The organism is Bradyrhizobium zhengyangense (assembly GCF_022012435.1).
Lineage (GTDB): Bacteria > Pseudomonadota > Alphaproteobacteria > Rhizobiales > Xanthobacteraceae > Bradyrhizobium > Bradyrhizobium zhengyangense.
Map to the genome: position 1 here is coordinate 17,758 of NZ_JAKLUA010000031.1, position 17,967 is coordinate 35,724.

Sequence of the window (17,967 nt, forward strand, 5' to 3'; positions counted from 1 at the left end):
CGCCGCTCAGCCCGCTGATAGCAGCTTATTCAGAGATGAACCGACGGCGCCAGCACTCTTGGAGATGAGCGAAACCTGAATGACGCCGTTGTAAACATCCCGCAGATTCTGCAACGTCGACTCGAAATTGTCGGCACCTTCTGGTTTTCCGATAACATGGACATCGACTCCGTCCAAGCGCGAGATAGGCCGCGCGGCGGGCCCAAGCTGGACGCTCTTCGAAGGGCCCGGCTCGCCGATCGAAGGGAGTCCGGTCGAAGGATATGGTTTGCCTAAGTGCGCTCCAAAAAGATTCTGCAGAATGCGATCGCCCAGTGGACCTGTCTGCGCGACTGCACGCTGAACCTCCGGTACAGGTGGCGCCAACGCGCTGTCGGCCACCAAAGAGGCGGCGCCTTGTTTCGATGCCGCCTTTGCAAGATGCTCATGAAAGTTGCCCGGCGCCGATGAACACCCCTCGGTGAGACACTCGCCGAGGTTGGCAGAGATCGGCATCGCGCCAAACATCACGGAAGGAATCATTGCTCTCGCGTCTATTAGCTGTCGTTGCCGGGAACGGCTCGGCACCCTAGCGAGCCGAGCTGACCAAAACCTGACGTGGATCAAGAGCTACGTCATCCAAAAATCACGATTGGCTTCCAATTTGCGACGAAGTTCGTCTTCCAACTTTGGAAGAGTACCAGCGCATGACCGCCTGGAATACTCAACCACACCACGAGGCTGCACACGTTGAAGAACATTCTAATTGTTGGTGTTTTCATCTCCTTGAGCGCGGTTAGGGCGCTCGGCGCCACTCTAGAGCTGCCATCCACGCCTTATACTTACACAGTTCTGGATCAGGATCTCGCGGCCGCACTGCAGGAGTTCGGCAACAATTTGAATATTCGAATCAATGTCAGCACCCATGTAAAGGGGCGGATTCGCGGGCGCATGCCGGATCTCGCGCCGCGAGATTTCCTCGAACGCGTGACCACTCTTTATAATCTTCAGTGGTACTATGACGGGCTGGTGCTGTACGTATCCGACGCGCACGAGGCGGAAAGTCGCCTGCTTGTCTTAAACCCGGTCACTTTCGATGCATTCAAGGCGGCACTCGATGCACTCAAAATTTCCGATGAACGCTACGTCGTGAGAGCCGCACCGGAAGATGGACTGGTCTTCGCTTCTGGTCCGCCTCGCTTCATCGCGCTCGTCGACCAAATGCTCAACGGCCTAGTGGCGGAGGCCCAGGCGCGACGAACTCTTACGACAACCGCAAAGCCGGCGCCCGCGTCGGTCTTGATGTTGTTTCGGGGCTCCTCAAGTACGGTTATTCGTGATGGACGACCGGAGGGACCTGTTTTGCCCGAGGCGACGCATCAAGATAACGTGGCTCACGCGCCCGGCCCAAGCCAGAGATGAATTGGACAGCAAAAGTCGCTTACAACGGCGCTCAATGCGGTCGCGGCTTTCTTTGTGAGCATGTTGAAAGCTGATGCTGTCGGCATGAGAGCCCGAGACCTAGACGGTGATGCCTTCAACTGGAAAGGTGGGCAGCATCATTCTTGCGCTGGCTACGGCTTTAGCTCCACTCAACGATCGACGATCTCAACCGTTTGAGTACATTTGCCGGCAAACGGTGACTGATCCCATAATGCTTCATGGCGCTGACGGAGCAGACGCTAACCCTCTCGTAACGGGCCGTAAGCGCGCCCACTCGCCATCGCCAGACGACGCGGCAGTATCATTTAATTTTGTTGCACGAACCCGCGCCGATCTTCCGCGGATTGCAGGCCCGAGTTCCCATTTTTGCCATCTGCCGCGTGAGGACGCGACGGAGTGGCAGACACTTTTGGGGGGATGCGGGTATTGCGCAACACCGCATTCATGTCCGTTCGCGCATTCCGCTGAGCGCCGTCAGCTTCTCGAAAGCTAACTCCCGCTACTATAAAAGGGGGTGAATATCTAGCAGGCAATGAGCCTGTTGATCGGGACCTGAGCACTGGACGCTCACTCAGCCGCCGGGAGCAGCCGCCAGGAGTTGTTGGATCTGCCCATCAACACTTGGTGTTCGTCGCGAACTCGGGCTGCACGGTGTGACAGGACGGTGGCGCAATCTCACAGCACAGGATGTATAATGTCAGTCAACAACCTATCCCTCGCCGCCAACTCGAACGTGGCTTTGTCCGGGCTTGCCCCCGGGCTCACTCCGGCGCAAGAGCTGTCAAGTTTCGAGGCGGTGCTTGCGAGCTACGCCTTAAATGACACGACCGGCGATCATTCCGCACCACAGGATTCGGCCTCGGAGTCGACTAAGAACCTGACGGAGGAGCTCATACAGCTGACGGGGAATATCGTGCCACCCGACGTTAGGGCTGCATTGGACGCAGAAGCGTATAGCCAGCCCCCGCAGTCAACCTCTGCTGCGGCCTCCACTGCGATTGCAGCGGCGCCAGTACCCAGCTCACGGATTACATGGAACAGTGGCACTCTGACTGACACCGAGTTGCAGATTGTGTCGGTGCTGAACCGTCATAAAGATAAATGCCCCCTAGATTGGAAGTCGCTCGTAGATTTGGCGACGGACCCCTCCACACCGCCGGATCTGAAGACGGCGATCGAAGCATTGCAGCAGGATCCGGAGCTCTTCTATGCGATAGGCTCACAAGGCGATGGCCGCTGCGGGGGGACAATCAAGGCAGGAGATCTCTCCGGCTTCTCCGATCATCACTCACAAGTGGCTGCATTCCAGGAGCAGCAGGCGCGGCGCTACGAGCATAACTACGTTCCGTCGGACGGCACCGGAAACGGCCAGCCCTGCGTTATGACCCAGACCGACGCACTGCGTGAGCTCTATCGCTATTCTGATAATTTGCCCAAGAACCTGAGCCTCGCGGATTTCAGGCAGATCGTTGATGGCGAGGCTAAAACGGGTAAATGCCCACCTCAGGTTCTCGCAGCCGCGAGATACTTCCTCAATCATCCAGAGGAATGGAAACAGTTGTATGGCGGCTCGGTAGATAAGGTCCACAAAGAGGACTTCTTGCAGATGGCTTCGTCATCGATGAACCTCACGCATGCCGAGTTGGATACGCTAGGTACGATCAATAAGAACCAAGCGGCTTTTTTCGGGAAGGGTGACCTGACCCGGGAGACGCTCACTAGTATGGTCGATGACAAGAGTCTCGCCCCGGACGTGCGAAAGGCGGCCTCCCAGCTGTTGTCGGATCCTCTCTTGTTCGGATTGCTGAACAACTCGATCACAGGCTACAAGACCCACCACAAGTTCTTCGACTTCGGCGGCGGCCATACGGTCGATTCCGGCAACATCAGCAGTAACGATTTCACCCATTTCTTCAGCAACATGTCCGGCGCGAACCGCACCGCTCACCAATTGAAGCAGCACGCTGTTCAGCCGGCTGCCGACCAGGCGGCCGTCAAGGACATGATGACGGGCGTGGCGGACCAGCCGGACGTCAAGTCACCCAAGAAAAACGGAGGTGCCTTCATGCACGCCTTTGATGAAGTGCTCAAGGTGGGCTCCAACGTGCTTGACTGGGCTGCGACGGCAGTTGGTGTACTCGGCTTCATTCCAGGTTTGGGGGAATTGACCGATCTCGCGTCAATGATACTCGAGAGCGAGGCGCAAGCAGCAAATCTTCTGCACACAGCCATCACAGGCGGCAACATAAAGCAGGCGCTGGAAGAAGCGGGACTCAATCTTGCGGCACAGGCGGTGGGTTGTATCGGCGGCCCGGAGGTCAAACTAGCCATGCGCGAAGGCTTGACGAAGCAGGCAATTCAAGAAGCCGCGACGGCCGGCGTCAACCTTCCGGTCTCGATGGCACAATCTTACGCGGAGGACTATTTGAACTCCCTAAAGGAGCGGATTGAGTCCGCGGACATGCAAGCTGCAGGCGTTTACAGCTAGTCAGAGTGACTTGGGGCTCTCGGCTCACAACTGCGTGGCTAGACGAGCTTGCGCAGCCCTCGTGCGGTTGGGTCTCCACTCCAAACCGGTAGGGGCTCGCAAGCTTTGCCAGCATGTTCGAGCTCCTTACCCACATCCGACGACTTTGCTTCGCCGGTTTTCACCATGGCCCGCTTTATGTTTGGCTGGACTCGACCGGTGCTTCGAGAGCAGCCCCAAATGCGGCACGTCGTCGCAACAGTTCGATAGGCGGCCGTCCGGTTCCAACAGCCGACGCTGAACTTGTCGACTTTCTTAACACCGGGACAGAACGAGATGATGTCGACGAGAAGGCACACGCCGCACTGAGATGCGCAATAGGGCAGAACGAATGAGACCAAGGGCGACCGCTCGAGGCTTGCCCTTTGCCCGCTCAGCGGGAAAGTGCTCGATGACGCTGAGGGCTTAGCAGACTTGGCGGATTTGCCTTGACGCTCTAATCGCTTCAGCACGCTTAACATTCCAGGTCGTGTTTGATCCGATCTAGGCACATCGCCGCCTGCGCTTGGCAGGGAGAAATGTCTTAATGCCTTACCTGATGGAGATGCCGCCGGCGACGGCGAGCGGGACGTTATAGCATCTCGGCCTCAAAGCCTGATGATCAACGAGACCGCCCGATCAACCGGCTTCATAACATGATCGTCTTTCTTGGTGCCAACTGTCTGATCTCCACACGTGGCCGATGCACCAATCACGTCGAATTCGTTAATCCGCCAAAACCGGTTGAATTTCTGAGATCCGTCAGCTTGTCGAAAGCTAATGCTCGCACAGTGAGGAAAGCCACGACGGCATGACCACCTTGACATAGGAGACGCCTTTAATGCGCATTCCGAGTTCAAGCGCCACTGCGCGCGTTGCTCCTGACTTCCATGCTGCTCGTGGTGACAAGAACGGCTCCCGCACACCCGACGACAATGACAATCATGGTCAATCGCCTGGTACAAGCAGCGCTGGAAATGGCACGTCAACTCCGGACAGTAGCTCGCAAGAGGCCGCGTTGCGCCAAGCATTCAACGCCGCTCTCGGAGCCGCGGCTGTCCAAATGGCAAGTAATGCAATGGCTCGTTTCCATGAGGCCATTAGCGAGGAGGATTCCTGACGCCGGATGTTGCGGCGTCGGGAAATAGGAGCCGCCAGGAGCGGCGACACCCGAACACACAGGAGAACAATATGCCTTCTAAAATTGGTGCGACTACTGCCTCGGTCGCAGGGGGGGCCGCTGGCACCGCTACGGCCGCAGTTGGTGCTGCAGCTGCTGAAGTCACCGGAGACGCCGCTTGGCACGCCCAAATCGCCGCTCTGACTGCTGAAACCACCAAAGCGACTGAGAGGGATGTGCAACTTCGCATCGTTTCAACAGAGCTCACGACGATCAAGAAGGTCGCCGACGAGCGGGTGCAGTAACGGAGGAGGTGGGACGACGTCGTCGTTCCACCTTTCTTCGCCTGCGTAAGCTGCAAAGCTCGCAACGAGCCGTACGGCTCTCTCGCTGTTCAGGAGACCGTCGACCGTGAATGAACCACACTCCCTGCATTTCGAGGTGCTGTCGGGGCTTTACTCCGGGCTGACCGGCAAATTGGGCTTTGGATCGAGCCTGATTGGTAGCGACCTGGATGCTGACTTGGTTTTCATCGAACAAGGGCTCGAACGTCATCACTTTCGTATCACCCCCCATCACAATTCGATTGAAATCGAGCCTCTTGCGCCGCAAGTAAGGATAGAGGGACAACGGGCACTTCTCCCGAACGAGCGCGTTGCTGTTTCTCTTCCCGCCGTCATCCATGCGGGCGAGATGTCCATCCGTTGTTCCATAGAGGATTCCAAACAAGCTGGCTCCATCAGCCGCTGGCTCGGATCGACCGCGGTACTCGCCTCTGTCCTGATCAGTTCCGTCGCGGTCGGCGCCGTCTCAACGAGTTTCGTCGAGACGGACAGCGCTGTTGACGTGAACGCCGACTTGCACCGTAACGTCGACGTTGCACCTAAGCTGGCGCCCAACGCTCCTGATGCTCCGACCGCCGAAGCAGCTGCCACACGGCTGCAAGAGGAAGTTGATCGAGCGGGCCTTTTTGATATCAAAGTCCGATCTGAGCCGGGTGTTGTCGCTGCTGACGGTACCGTAACGCGCGCTTCTCTCCCAAAGTGGCGGGAAGTTCAAGAATGGTTCGATCGCGATCGAAAGGACGCATATGTTCTCGTCAATGCAGTCGCCATCAGGGAGGAGAAGACGCCGTCCTCGATTTCCGTCGAAGCCGTTTGGCGAGGAAGTGAGCCATATCTGGTCATCGCTGGTCAAAAGTATTTCGTGGGCGCGCTGTTGAATAACGGATGGACCGTCAATGGGATTGAGGAACGACGTCTGCTGCTGAGCAGGAACGGCCGGCTTGTTGCCCTCCCCTATTAGAGTTTCAGCCCGCGAATAAGGAGGAAAGACTCATGACTAGGCTGTCTGAGCATTCGCTTGAGCCCGGCGCCTCTTTTGAGGAGCTCAAGGTCGACGACAACCCACCTGCTATTACGCCGGCGACTGCTAGAGCCACGGAATCCGCAATCGAGAGAACTCATGCAAATGGTGGCAAGAGCTTCGCGATTTTCCAGGATGATCCCCCGCAAGATCTGCCTGTTGTCTCCGCGATCGTAACCGCACTGGACCTTACCTCTATTGATCCCGTTTCGCGCGTCAATGTCAACGAGGCGCGCGGCGAGATTGGTGAGATCAAGCCAGGCTCAGAACTTGCTTGGCTTAATGGTCCCAGTCTCGCGGACAACCTGCTCTCCTTTGTCACGCCGCGCCTATTTCATTCGCATGTTTTGCGCCCAGAGAAGCAGGGCATTCTTCTCGAGCGTTTGGCCGATACGCTCTCGGCCGCGCCAGAGAGTTCGGTGTCTCGTGAAGACCTCGCGATTGTGCAGTTGGAGCTGCGACGGTTAATTCTGCTCCGGCAGAATGACAACGGTTTAATCAAAGGCTAGCAATGGCCGCGCCTGACGGAGAGCAACACCTCACACCTGCTCCGCCGCCACACTTATCACGTGCCGGTGAGGTTTTGCACATCACAAGAAGGGAGCGTGATTTGCTCTGCGCGCTTTCGTATGTCCATCTTGCCTGCGGTCAGAGCGCACAGAGCCTGGCTCTGTTGCAAATCGTAGCTCACGAACATTCTTACGACGTCGAGCTGCTCCGCATTCTGGTCTACGCTCTGATCTCGGAGGGCCACGGTGACGACGCATTGGCGGCACTGGACAGGTTAGACAAGCTTGACGACGACCCGTCTTCGCGCCTGCCTTTGATGGTCTTGCGCAGTCATGCGCTTCGTCAGGCCGGCCGCATGGCCGAGGCACGCGCACTCTTCAAGAGCTATGTTTCATTGCGGAGCGCTGCTCCAATCAAACAATAACAGGCTTCTCATGGCCAATACCCTGCATAGTCTCATCGTGCGCGCACCAGCTAACCCAGATTTGATGGTCGCGTTGATGCTTCTTCTGGCGATCGGAATGATGATCATGCCGATCCCGATCGTATTGATCGACATGCTGATCGGCTTCAACCTCGGCTTTGCCATACTGCTGCTGATGGTGGCCCTGTATCTCAAGACGCCGCTTGACTTTTCGTCCTTGCCAGGCGTCATCCTGATCTCGACCGTCTTTCGCCTAGCGCTTACCGTCGCGACGACGCGGTTGATTCTTGCGGAGGGGGATGCCGGCAGCATCATACATACATTCGGCGATTTCGTTATATCCGGCAATATCGCTGTTGGCATCGTCATATTCCTCATTGTGACCATGGTGCAATTCATGGTTCTCGCCAAAGGCGCAGAACGGGTCGCAGAAGTGTCGGCGCGTTTCACGCTCGACGCGCTTCCGGGCAAGCAGATGGCAATCGACGCGGAACTGCGCAACGGGCACATCGATCAGAACGAATCTCGCCGTCGGCGAGCGGCGCTGGAGCAAGAGAGCCAACTTCACGGCGCTATGGATGGCGCTATGAAATTTGTGAAGGGCGACGCCATCGCCGGGCTCATAGTTATCTGCATTAACATGCTGGGCGGCATCACAATCGGCTTGCTCTCCAAGGGCATGCCCCTGGAGGAGACGCTGCATCAATATACGATCCTCACCATAGGTGATGCGCTAATTTCGCAGATCCCGGCTCTGCTGCTGTCAATTACGGCTGCAACCATTGTCACTCGTGTCAATGGTCCTTTGCAGCTCAATCTGGGTGGCGATATTGTCAGCCAACTGACGGCCAGCACGCAAGCGCTGCGGTTGGCCGCCGGCGTCCTGATTGTGATGGGGCTCGTACCGGGTTTCCCTTTGCCTCCGTTCATCATGCTGGCCGTACTCTTCGGCGCGGCGAGCTTTGTCAATGTTGGCGTGCAGCGCGCCAAGAACGCCGCCAAGACGGAGGTCAGTAGCGCCGGTACGCCTCAAGCTCCATCGCAGGGTCAGAAACAGACCTTGCCTGCAGAGGCCCTTCCAATCGCGCTGTTCCTCGCACCAAACCTTGCAGGTGCAATCGACAAAGAGGAACTCGAGCAGGCAATCGTGCGAATATCGACACTGGTCTCATCTGATCTTGGTATCACAATTCCGCGCATACCAACCAAGATAGACCAGCTTTTACCTGAATCGCAATTCAGGGTAGACGTTGAGGGAGTGCCCGTTGGGCGAGATTTTGTGGATCCGACGCAACTCATGCTCAACGACGACGTAGCGAATATTGAATTGAGCGGTATCCCCTTTCGGCAAGACGTAGAGACAAATCGGATTTGGATCGAACAACTTCATGCGCCGGCTCTCAAAGCAGCCGGGATAGGGTATCACCGTCCGAGCGAAGTCGTCGCCTTGCGCGTCCAGTCGACATTGATGCGCTATGCACAGCGCCTGGTGGGCATTCAGGAGACCCGACAATTGCTGGGCCGAATGGAGCAGGAATATGCCGATCTGGTGAAGGAGGTGCTGCGCACGATGCCGGTTCCCCGGATCGCCGATGTCCTGCGCCGCTTACTGGACGAGGGCATCCCAATTCGCAACACTCGCTTGGTCCTGGAGGTGTTGGCAGAATGGAGTGAGCGCGAACAAAATGTTGTGTTGCTTACCGAATATGTTCGCTCCGGTCTGAAACGGCAGATCTGTCATCGCTATGCCAACGCCCACCGTGTCGTGGCAGCCTTTATCGTAGAGCGCCACACCGAGGATATCGTGCGCGGTGCGGTGCGCGACACCGCCGTGGGTCCTTATCTCGTTTTGGACGATTGCGATAGCGAGATGCTGCTTTCGCAGTTTCGCAAGATCCATTCGAGCATCGCACGCGGTCAGAGCCAACCCGTCATTCTGGGTTCGATGGATATCCGGCGTTTCGTCCGGGGTTTTCTCACCCGCAACGGGATCGACCTTCCTGTTCTTTCGTATCAGGATCTCGCTGCGGATTTTACGGTTCAGCCGATTGGATCCGTCAAGCTAGAGGCTTCACAACATAAGACTTCCCCAGGAGAGCGTCGTGACCCGATCGCCGCAACCAGCTAACAAAGGCACAGCAGTGGTCGTGAGATAGCAGTTGAATTTATGTAAAATGAATGTCTGGCGGCGGTTGTTCTCACTTGATCCGAAGTTATACTCAGCCATCCTCGCTCCGCTTGCCATTCTGCTACTCGGAGGCTGCGCGAGCTCGCCTAAGCCCAGTCCTTCATCGCAGCAAGAGACCGCTCCAGAACGCTAGGCGACAAGGATATCGATCCTGCTATGCGCGACCGCATTGCCTACGCTCTCCAAGCGGACGCTGACGAGGAGACTTTTCGCGAAACGTTGAAACAACAACCGGGCAAGGTCAATGCGGCGATTCCTCTGGCGCGTGCCCTGCTGGTGCGCAAGCGCCCGGATGAGGCGCTTGATGTCCTCGACAAGGTCTTGCTCGCGGTCCCTGCAGACCTGCGCGCCCTGAATTGCGAAGGGAGTTGTGCTTGACAGTGAAGGACGTCACCGTGAAGCACAAGCGCTATATCGGCAAGCTCTCGCAACGACCCTCGATAATCCGATGCTGCGCAACAACTTAAAGCTGTCGCTCGTACTTAATGAGAAGGCCAAAACAGGAAGCGCGAGCCTACAGCAGTTTTAGCCGCCCATCAGGGGGCGCAATCTCGCTAGCGCCGTTGCTCGCTAACGATACATTTCCTGCAGGGTTTGGTAGGTTGAGCACGGCTCAGCCTGCATCCGCTGGGGTCCTTTTTCGGCTAACGGGTTAGTCGCGAGTCAATGTGCAGATGCTCTCTTATCCCCGAGGCTTGGGATTGCGTGTGCTGGTTCTGACACTCATGTCTGTCTTCCAGCGACCTAGTGTATGCGATGGAGAGAGCATTTGCTGGTTTTTCTCTACAGCAACGCCGAAGAAACATTACGCACGACGCAAGCAATTCGCATTGCTTGTCGCACCGGCCGCCGACGAACAACTTGATGGTATGCTCAGCACGAGGTGGCTCGACATCTCTCCAGATTTGGCGTCTTCGATCGAAACGGCCGAAGACACACCATCAGATTCGCTCCTCAAACGGAAATCACTTTGGACCGTTCTGATGGTGGACATTGGCGCACACCGCGACTGGGCTGGAAACCGGCACGATGACGCGTGGCCCCCATGGCGTCAATCCGCGAATGATTCCTCCTCTCCGGATGCAAATGGAAAGCCCCGGCTCGAAGCCGGGGCTTTTGTTGAGCTATCATCGCCGCGCAACTCTCATAGACCACGGTGCGGTTGTTACCAGGGATCTCATCCGGTCAAAGCGGTCGGCTTCGACCCGCCGAGGACTCAACGTAAGCCGACAATGTCGACTTACGTTGCTCCACCGCCCGCCGCGACACGAACGCTTGCAGATCCGCGCTACATAAAGTCACCGTCCTCGTCGGAATCTGCTGCAGCTTCAGTATCACTGTCCGCTTTGGAGAGATAGCGCCGAGAACTAGTTGCACGTTGCCATTCACCATCGCTGTTTAGCTCCCACTTTCCGGACTGGGTGGGATCGAGCACCATGTCGTCCTCATCCACTTCAACGAACCCCATTGCTTGCGCGCGGGCTTTCGCTTCTGGATTAGCAGGACGCCAATTCACCAACGGTCGTTCGCCGTCTTGCCGAAGTTGGTGCTCGAGCAGAATATCGCCAGCATTCGTGACAAGCGGATGAGCCACCTGAAAGTCGACAACTGAGGTGACTTCACTTCTTCCGGGGAACTGGTCTCGCCACCTACCGCTTTCGAACTCAGTCATGCTGAATCCGCGTTCAGTCCTTTGCAGGCCGACGCTCATATTTCCTAACTGGTAGCTGTAGTATCGGGCGTCCTCGGAATCTCTTCTGACGGCGTACTTCTCGGCAACCTCTACCGTGCGCCTTGCTCTTTCAGATACAAGCTCAGAGTATTCGTGAGGATTGTTGGCGATTCGATTGATAGCTTCCCCATGATAGTTCCGCGCCTCTCTCCTGAATGTCGCTTGATCGATCTCAACCACGGGTGGCCTTGCAAGGAGGGCATATTGCGGATGCGAAGATGAGCTGCCGGCCGAATCTTGCAACTGCATTCTAGCGAACGCGTCCGCGAAGTCTTGGCTTTCGCAATTCGAATGCTCCGCATCTTGCCGATAATAAGTTTCGTTCTCGGAAAAATTGTTGATTCGACCGTACATGATGAGCACTCTCCTATGGTTCACATGTCTTGCATTGTGTCGGGCCGCTGACCAACCCACTCGTAGACCCCTAAGCTGTCCATACTCTGACACCAGCCTATAAATGGAAGGGACCTGCTGCTGCGCGGTGCTGGTCAGCGAGTACAGTTTCGGCGCCATGCCTCGGAACCGGTTGATGAGCGCCGTAACGAACAGGCCTCGCCTCCGCTAGGGCGAGGACCTTCCGAATAGAGTTGCATCATCCAAGCTCGCTCCTCCTCAGCATAGGATTAAATCAGACAATTCCCCTCTGACGATGTCGATTCGGGAGAAACAACAGGCTCTAGATCGAGATCTTACTTGGCCTGTTTGGATCGTGGTCGAGTAGCTCAGCCATTTGGCTTTCGCCCTCACAGATCCGGGCAGGCGGCTTTCCCGCACCCGGCTCTTCCCGAGAGTAACCCGCGTCATATCCGCGCCTGCGCCCAAGTGCGAGTGATGCCCGGACCGGGCAGACGGAAGTGTGTCGTCAGGGTCTCGAACTCCGACCAGCCCATGCGCCGACTTTTCTGGCTACGCCGTCTCAGACAGCGCATCCACGTCCGACGCACTTCGCGGTAGAAGCCGTTGAGCGCTGGATAATTGTGCGGCCTGCCGTAGTAGCCGTAGTGTCCACGCAGAACAGCGGCGAACCACTGGTGCTGCGTGGCCAGTGACTCGTGCATGAGCCGCCAGGCGTCCTGGCGCAACGCCGTCAGCTTGCGCGTCAGGCGTTTCCCGTCCGTCTTGTGCTTCACCATGAACCGGCCGTCCCGGGTCCGCCCGCAGTAGTGGGTGAAGCCGAGGAAGGCGAAGGTCTCGGGCCGCCGCTCGCCGCGCCGCTGACGCGAGAGGGCCTCAAACCGGCCAAACTCGATCAGCCGCGTCTTGCCCTCATGAAGCATCAGGCCAAAGCTGGCCAGCCGCACCTTGAGGGCCAAGAGCATCTCCTGCGCATCCGCCTTACTCTCGAAGCCCATGACGAAGTCGTCGGGCATAGCGCACGGTGCGACCGCGTGCATGGCGACGGCGCCATTGGTGGGCCCAGAGATCGAGGACGTAGTGCAGGAAGACGTTGGCGAGGAGCGGGCTGATGCCCGCCCCTTGCGGAGTACCCCTGTCCGTTTCTTGCTTCTCGCTGCTCTCCAGAACACCGGCCCGCAGCCACAGCCCAATGAGCCGTAGAATGCGAGGATCGGCGATCCTGTGCGCCAGCATCCGCAACAGCCACTCGTGGTCGACCGAGTCGAAGGAAGCGGCCACACACTACCCATCGCCATGATATCCCAGCTTCGGTGACGATCACGCGCAAGCGTCACGCATTCGAAGGTCAGGCGTTGGCCGTGATCGGCACCATTAGGCGGCGCGGCGTCCGCTATCTCCTCACAGTTCTGCCAGATGGCAGTCGGTCGTTGATTCCGGCGAGTTGGACCGATTGGAAGGTTGAGCCGCTTGGAGGCACGCCGCCGACCGATGACGCTGTCCACGATCTCGGCAGGCTCGGTGATTTGCTCCACTTGCGCAAGCTCGTCGACGCTCTTTGCATCGGGGGTGCCGAGTCGGCGCCGTGCAAGGAGAGTCGCCATGCAATTGAACCTGGAGTTTTTCGATCAGCCCGATGTTCCACCAAGCGCGCCAGCAGCGTGGGACCAAATCGACGAAGCCGCCCGCATGGCGGCAATCGAGATTCTGGCGCGCCTCATTGCACGCCTGCTCCCGGACGACCTGGCGATGGAGGCAAGCGATGAGTGAGCGCGTCAAGATTACGTCAAGTCATCTCTCTCGACAGGCTTTCGTCTATCTGCGCCAATCCAGCGCCGCACAGGTCGAGCACAACCGCGAATCAACCGACCGGCAATATGCGCTTGCCGGCAAAGCGCGTGACCTCGGCTGGCCCGATGAACGCATCATCGTTATCGACGAGGATCTTGGCCTCTCCGGTTTGGGCTCGGTGGCGCGTTCGGGCTTTGCCCGCCTCACCGCCGAAGTGGCGCTCGCGCGCGTGGGCCTGGTGCTCGGTCTCGAAGTCTCGCGGCTCGCGCGCAATAACGCCGAATGGTACCGCCTGATTGATCTGGCCGGATTTACCGACACGCTGATCGGCGATGCCGACGGCATCTATCATTCGGCCGTCTTCAACGATCGCCTCTTGTTGAGGCTCAAAGGCACGATGAGCGAAGCCGAACTGCACGTGCTGCGGGCTCGCCTCAACGGCGAATCCGCAACAAGGCGGCGCGGGGTGAACTGCGCCGCGGGCTGCCGGTCGGCTTCGTCTGGGGCGAGGCTGATGGCGAGGTCCGCTTCCATCCTGACGAAGCTGTCGTCATCGCCATTCGCAGTGTTTTTGCACGCTTTGCCGAGATGGGATCGGCGCGTCGCGTTTGGCTCTGGTTTCGTTCCGAGGGGCTCACGTTCCCGCTGCAGCTGCACGCCCGTGCCCAGATCCGTTGGGTCGAGGCAAGCTACACCGCCATCCACCAGGTCTTGACCAATCCCGTCTATGTCGGCGCCTATATCTATGGCAAAACGCGTCAAGAGACGATTCTCTTTAGCACTGGTGCCCGCAAGAGGCGGATTCGATTCTTGCCGCGTTCCCAATGGCAGGTTCTCATCCCCGAGCATCATCCAGGGTTCATCGACTGGCAGACCTATGAAGCAAATCAGCAACGTCTCGCCGCGAACACGCGACCCCAGCCGCACAAGGGCGGCGGCGCCGTGAGAGAGGGCAACGCCCTCCTGCAAGGTCTTGTCAGTTGCGGCCATTGCGGCCGCCGCCTGCACACCCACTATCGCGGACGCAATTCTTCGCCAGGTTATCACTGTGCTGGCAAAGTGCTGGTCGAGAACCGAGGCGTTTACTGCCTCAATATCGGCGGCGTTCAGGTCGATGACGCCATCACCCGGGCGTTCATTGCCGCGTTGGAGCCCGCCAAACTGACCGCGACACTCACCGCCGAGAGGGAGGCGACGGGAAGTCTAGTGTAGTGAACACCTAACTTTCGTGCGCTAGTGTCGGGGGCCGCGTGAGCTGTCGTTGTGTGAGTGAGCAAACTGCTCGTAGATCGAGCTAATCAGCTCAACGGGGATGATATCGAAGCGGTATGGAAATAGCGAATGCTGCCCAGTCTCCGGGTCAATGGCTTCGAGAAAGTCCGCAACCGAACAAAGTGCTTATGGCGCAAGCGGCTCATTGGCATGGAGGCTGGAAACATGTCTCCGTTGAACGTGGCGCGAAGCCATGCAAATAACGCGTGCGAAGACGTCGTATTGCGTAAGGCGTCAGGCAACGTGTCTTCGCCGCAATGTTTTTTGAGCTTGCGCTTATCTACGATACCGCGGTCGACGAGATACTGGGTAAATATTACTCGGCCGATTAGACCTTGAGCGATGCCTCGCTCTAGGTCATCAGCGACGAGGTCCCGCTCGAGAGCGCTTAGATCGGACAGAAGCCTTTGATCGACGGTATTCTTCCGATTGATGGAATCGTTTCGAAGCCAGAATTGGCCGCTCTCCATTGCGAGGCGCCCGGCGAGTTCGTCCAGCGCGGTTAGCTCGCTAGCGATGATCTTGAACGTGTGGAGTCGGTTAGCTTCCGCATCGCCTTGTGCAAGCGGCCGGCCAAAGCCGTTGTAAAGCTCGATTGTGCTCGGGCTGACGATCCACAGGAGGGGCGTGTCGTGCCCATGGCGTCGCCAGCCTCTCAAGCTCGCTCGTCGATCACGCGAAGTCAAAGGAACTTGCCGTTCGCACCAGGGACGTCGCGTTACCAACGGCCCCGAGTAGAGCAGTTGTTCAATCGGTTTCCTCTTAAGCACGCAAGATGCGCTGAAAGCGCCCTGGCGTTCACCACAAGTCGGCAGCCGACATTTATCGGAAATTGAACGGTGATGGGTTGCGCCGGCTCGCCGCGAACAGAAGCCCTGCGTCCATTCCGAAGCCGAGCTTTTGAGTGTCTGCCTTTCGCAAGAACCGTTAGTTGCGGGGATACGCAACACCCGATTGTTGCGTTTGGTAGAACAGGAAATTCCGAGAGCCTCTGCATAACTGATCAGAAATGGCGACTCTGCGCCCCAACGCCTTCTAAGCTGTTGATTTAAAAGGTAGTTCATCGCTGCGCAGGTTGCTCGACCTGCTTCGCGAGCGCTAACCGGATCTCTCGGCCGCTCGAGGGACGGAATGAGTGTCACTTCGCTGGGGACATCGCAAGGCGCGGTCGGTCGCCACAAAGCGCTCGATCATGGGAGGAATCAATTTAGGGGGCTCTGTTGGCGTCGCGCTGCGGTTCCGTGTCAGAATTTCCGCGTTGTCCGGCCTCTAACGGGGCTATTTCATGCCTGTGATGTCTGGTTGCTAAGACGGTCGCCGGACATCCACACGATGACGAGGTTGGCCGAAGCGTTGAAGGAGGTCTTATCCTAGTGTCTTGAACCAGAAGTTCGCAACATCGGGTCTTGTTTTTCCGGGGCGCTGTAACGACAGAAGCGCTCGATGGAAGCAAGGATGTCGTCGGCGGATTTGGTCCATCGGAACGGTTTCGGATCGGCGTTGTGTCGTTCGATGAATGAGGCGATGTCTGCCCTGAGGGCGGCTACGCTGCGATAGACGCCGCGCCTGATCTTCTTATCGGTAAGAAGCGCGAAGAAGCGCTCGACCTGATTGAGCCATGACGAACTGGTCGGGGTCAGGTGCACATGCCAGCGCGGCCGTTTAGCCAGCCATTTCCGGATCAGCGGAGTCTTGTGGGTGGCATAGTTATCCATGACGAGATGGACGTCGAGTTGGCGGGGCACAGCGGCCTCGATCTCGTCCAAGAACTTGCGGAACTCGGCGGCACGGTGCCGTCCGTAGCACTTGCCGATAACCCGTCCGGTCGCAATGTCGAGGGCGGCGAACAGCGATGTGGTGCCGTGTCTTTTGTAATCGTGGCTCCTTCGGGCCGGCTGGCCGGGACGCATTGGCAACATCGGCTGACTGCGGTCCAACGCCTGGATTTGCGACTTTTCGTCTACACACAGAACGATGGCGTGTGCCGGCGGCGAGACGTAAAGGCCTACGACATCGCGCACCTTGGCCACGAAGTTCGGATCGGTCGAGAGCTTGAACGTCTCCATCCGGTGCGGCTGGAGGCCGAAGGCCCGTCAGATGCGTTGTACCGTCGATACGGATAGGCCGCTCGCCTTCGCCATGTCCCGGGAGCTCCAATGAGTGGCGTTCTCAGGGCAACTCTCCAACGTTCTCACGATCACGGCTTCGATGCGGGCGTCGTCAATCGTGCGAGGCGCGCCGGAGCGCGGCTCATCATGCAGCCCGGCCACGCGCTGCTCCACAAAACGTCGTCGCCACTTGCCTACTGTGCCCCGCTCCAGGCCTAGCTTGGCCGCCACGTCCTTGTTCTGACCACCTTCCGCGCAGGTCAGCACGATCCGGGCTCTCAAAGCCAGCGCCTGCGCCGTCTTCCGCCGCTTCGTCAGCGACGTCAGTTCGGCGCGCTCGTCATCGCTCAATATCAGGGGGGCAAGTTGCTGGACCGCCATCGGAGACTCCGTCGCTGTTTGCCGCCATCTTTGGCACAGCGACGCGAATCTAATGCGAATCTACGATTGCGAACTTGTGACTCAGGACACTAGAGTTTTACTTCACCGATCTGGCGAACAGTCGTTGCAACGCGACTGCAAAAAAAGGGAGGCTGCCAACTGCGCGGGTGTGAATTGGCCGGATAGCTCTCGACTTAAGCAATGGTTTCCACGATTTCATAGCGCCGGATCAGCGGTCCGATCCCCTCGTTGAGCAGGGTCAGGACGTTCTGCGTTGTCGGAGCGAGGAGTTCAATCCGCTCGATGCGAACTGGACTCCATGAAGGCTGCTTGTCCTCATCCGAGGCGATTTCCTCGCGGAGTTCGAGAACGATCTGTCGCACCTCTTCCAGCTCTGCAAAAAAGAAACTCTGGATTCCTGTGTCTTTCCAGCGATCTTCGTTCGGCTCAATCTCGCGTGAGTAGGTATATAAGATCATGGTTCCTCGCCTGCATGGGCGGCGGCGATCAAGGTGAGACCTTAGCGACAATCAGGATGAGACTGCGCGGATGGGGACGGACCGAAGGGAGGGCGTAGCCCGACCGGAGGACCGTTCCCATCGGCGTCGCGTTTTTCGGACCGGTCTGGCGGCTGGGTGCGGCTGGTGCAAGCTGTTGATTCGTCTCGACAAGAGGGAATCGATGCCTTGCCTGGCCTTCACATCACCGACCACCAGATGAGATGGGATGGTTGCCGCCCTCCCCAGACGGCATCGTAATGTGCCAAGAACGCAGTGTTTGAACCCCGAAGCGAA

At 57.9% G+C, this 17,967-nt stretch carries 18 protein-coding genes and 2 pseudogenes; 12 read left to right on the forward strand and 8 right to left on the reverse strand.

The annotated features are described in order from the left end of the window. Positions 1-6 precede the first annotated feature (6 nt). Complete coding sequence (locus L6637_RS39690; protein ID WP_232995593.1) at positions 7-522, reverse strand: nodulation protein NolB; 516 nt, start codon at positions 520-522, stop codon at positions 7-9. Positions 523-729: 207 nt separating this feature from the next. On the opposite strand from L6637_RS39690, the gene L6637_RS39695 reads away from it, so the two are divergent. The 8 genes from L6637_RS39695 to L6637_RS39730 all read left to right on the forward strand — a co-directional run bounded on the left by L6637_RS39695 (position 730) and on the right by L6637_RS39730 (position 9,913). Beyond that, entirely contained in the window at positions 730-1,401 is a 672-nt protein-coding gene (locus L6637_RS39695; RefSeq protein WP_128929720.1) for a nodulation protein NolW, read from the forward strand. Between the two features lie 715 nt (positions 1,402-2,116). Continuing rightward, entirely contained in the window at positions 2,117-3,910 is a 1,794-nt protein-coding gene (locus L6637_RS39700; protein ID WP_128929721.1) for an HrpF/NolX family T3SS translocon protein, read from the forward strand. 1,209 nt (positions 3,911-5,119) lie between these two features. Next, a complete protein-coding gene (locus L6637_RS39705; protein WP_128929722.1) occupies positions 5,120-5,353 on the forward strand; it encodes a hypothetical protein in 234 nt (77 codons plus the stop codon). 106 nt (positions 5,354-5,459) lie between these two features. Further along, positions 5,460-6,353: a SctD/MshK family protein gene (locus L6637_RS39710; RefSeq protein WP_128955094.1), complete on the forward strand. Its 894-nt coding sequence runs from the start codon at positions 5,460-5,462 to the stop codon at positions 6,351-6,353. A 32-nt stretch (positions 6,354-6,385) separates the two neighbouring features. Further along, positions 6,386-6,922, forward strand: coding sequence for a hypothetical protein (locus tag L6637_RS39715; protein WP_128929724.1), 537 nt, complete (start codon positions 6,386-6,388; stop codon positions 6,920-6,922). Between the two features lie 2 nt (positions 6,923-6,924). Next, complete coding sequence (locus L6637_RS39720) at positions 6,925-7,347, forward strand: histidine kinase (RefSeq protein ID WP_128929725.1); 423 nt, start codon at positions 6,925-6,927, stop codon at positions 7,345-7,347. Between the two features lie 10 nt (positions 7,348-7,357). Continuing rightward, positions 7,358-9,475, forward strand: a complete 2,118-nt coding sequence (sctV, locus tag L6637_RS39725) for a type III secretion system export apparatus subunit SctV (protein ID WP_128929726.1) — start codon at positions 7,358-7,360, stop codon at positions 9,473-9,475. Positions 9,476-9,691: 216 nt separating this feature from the next. Next, positions 9,692-9,913, forward strand: coding sequence for a tetratricopeptide repeat protein (locus L6637_RS39730; protein WP_232995594.1), 222 nt, complete (start codon positions 9,692-9,694; stop codon positions 9,911-9,913). 910 nt (positions 9,914-10,823) lie between these two features. Here L6637_RS39730 and L6637_RS39735 read toward each other — a convergent pair. From L6637_RS39735 to L6637_RS39745, 3 genes are all read right to left on the reverse strand, one after another. Then, complete coding sequence (locus L6637_RS39735; RefSeq protein ID WP_276575808.1) at positions 10,824-11,621, reverse strand: effector protein NopP; 798 nt, start codon at positions 11,619-11,621, stop codon at positions 10,824-10,826. A 446-nt stretch (positions 11,622-12,067) separates the two neighbouring features. After that, on the reverse strand, positions 12,068-12,637 hold the full coding sequence (locus L6637_RS39740) for an RNA-dependent RNA polymerase family protein (protein ID WP_232995595.1): 570 nt from the start codon (positions 12,635-12,637) through the stop codon (positions 12,068-12,070). Then, positions 12,603-12,857, reverse strand: coding sequence for a hypothetical protein (locus L6637_RS39745; RefSeq protein WP_232995652.1), 255 nt, complete (start codon positions 12,855-12,857; stop codon positions 12,603-12,605). Before L6637_RS39745 ends, L6637_RS39740 begins: the two co-directional genes overlap by 35 nt. Before the next feature lie 366 nt (positions 12,858-13,223). Here L6637_RS39745 and L6637_RS39750 point away from each other — a divergent pair, with 366 nt between their 5' ends. The 4 genes and pseudogenes from L6637_RS39750 to L6637_RS39765 all read left to right on the forward strand — a co-directional run bounded on the left by L6637_RS39750 (position 13,224) and on the right by L6637_RS39765 (position 14,624). After that, the gene (locus tag L6637_RS39750; protein ID WP_164933827.1) at positions 13,224-13,391 is read left to right on the forward strand and encodes a DUF2309 domain-containing protein; all 168 of its coding nucleotides are present in this window, start codon (positions 13,224-13,226) and stop codon (positions 13,389-13,391) included. Then, the gene (locus L6637_RS39755; protein ID WP_232995596.1) at positions 13,384-14,127 is read left to right on the forward strand and encodes a recombinase family protein; all 744 of its coding nucleotides are present in this window, start codon (positions 13,384-13,386) and stop codon (positions 14,125-14,127) included. The genes L6637_RS39750 and L6637_RS39755 overlap by 8 nt, the downstream gene beginning before the upstream one ends. Next, positions 14,028-14,258 (forward strand): annotated as a pseudogene (locus tag L6637_RS39760) (recombinase family protein); the annotation flags it as partial. The gene L6637_RS39755 and the pseudogene L6637_RS39760, both read left to right, overlap by 100 nt. 96 nt (positions 14,259-14,354) lie before the next feature. Beyond that, positions 14,355-14,624: a recombinase zinc ribbon domain-containing protein gene (locus L6637_RS39765; protein WP_232995653.1), complete on the forward strand. Its 270-nt coding sequence runs from the start codon at positions 14,355-14,357 to the stop codon at positions 14,622-14,624. Positions 14,625-14,710: 86 nt separating this feature from the next. On the opposite strand, the gene L6637_RS39770 is transcribed toward L6637_RS39765, so the two are convergent. The 4 genes and pseudogenes from L6637_RS39770 to L6637_RS39785 form a co-directional block, all read right to left on the reverse strand. After that, complete coding sequence (locus L6637_RS39770) at positions 14,711-15,343, reverse strand: hypothetical protein (protein WP_128929727.1); 633 nt, start codon at positions 15,341-15,343, stop codon at positions 14,711-14,713. Positions 15,344-15,782: 439 nt separating this feature from the next. Further along, entirely contained in the window at positions 15,783-15,935 is a 153-nt protein-coding gene (locus L6637_RS39775) for a DUF2274 domain-containing protein (protein WP_128930165.1), read from the reverse strand. Positions 15,936-16,054: 119 nt separating this feature from the next. Beyond that, positions 16,055-17,173, reverse strand: a pseudogene (locus tag L6637_RS39780) (IS630 family transposase). Between the two features lie 194 nt (positions 17,174-17,367). Next, positions 17,368-17,652 (reverse strand): hypothetical protein, encoded by a 285-nt coding sequence (locus tag L6637_RS39785; RefSeq protein ID WP_128929728.1) that lies wholly within the window; start codon positions 17,650-17,652, stop codon positions 17,368-17,370. Positions 17,653-17,967 lie beyond the last annotated feature (315 nt).

Bases quoted from the DNA above. Each gene is read 5' to 3' on its own strand.
- L6637_RS39720 (WP_128929725.1), top strand. From the start codon at position 6,925: ATGGCCGCGCCTGACGGAGAGCAACACCTCACACCTGCTCCGCCGCCA.
- L6637_RS39785 (WP_128929728.1), bottom strand. From the start codon at position 17,652: ATGATCTTATATACCTACTCACGCGAGATTGAGCCGAACGAAGATCGC.
- L6637_RS39740 (WP_232995595.1), bottom strand. From the start codon at position 12,637: ATGCCCGACGACTTCGTCATGGGCTTCGAGAGTAAGGCGGATGCGCAG.
- L6637_RS39705 (WP_128929722.1), top strand. From the start codon at position 5,120: ATGCCTTCTAAAATTGGTGCGACTACTGCCTCGGTCGCAGGGGGGGCC.
- L6637_RS39715 (WP_128929724.1), top strand. From the start codon at position 6,386: ATGACTAGGCTGTCTGAGCATTCGCTTGAGCCCGGCGCCTCTTTTGAG.
- L6637_RS39700 (WP_128929721.1), top strand. From the start codon at position 2,117: ATGTCAGTCAACAACCTATCCCTCGCCGCCAACTCGAACGTGGCTTTG.
- L6637_RS39750 (WP_164933827.1), top strand. From the start codon at position 13,224: ATGCAATTGAACCTGGAGTTTTTCGATCAGCCCGATGTTCCACCAAGC.
- L6637_RS39735 (WP_276575808.1), bottom strand. From the start codon at position 11,621: ATGTACGGTCGAATCAACAATTTTTCCGAGAACGAAACTTATTATCGG.
- L6637_RS39745 (WP_232995652.1), bottom strand. From the start codon at position 12,857: ATGCTGGCGCACAGGATCGCCGATCCTCGCATTCTACGGCTCATTGGG.
- L6637_RS39730 (WP_232995594.1), top strand. From the start codon at position 9,692: ATGCGCGACCGCATTGCCTACGCTCTCCAAGCGGACGCTGACGAGGAG.
- sctV (WP_128929726.1), top strand. From the start codon at position 7,358: ATGGCCAATACCCTGCATAGTCTCATCGTGCGCGCACCAGCTAACCCA.
- L6637_RS39690 (WP_232995593.1), bottom strand. From the start codon at position 522: ATGATTCCTTCCGTGATGTTTGGCGCGATGCCGATCTCTGCCAACCTC.
- L6637_RS39755 (WP_232995596.1), top strand. From the start codon at position 13,384: ATGAGTGAGCGCGTCAAGATTACGTCAAGTCATCTCTCTCGACAGGCT.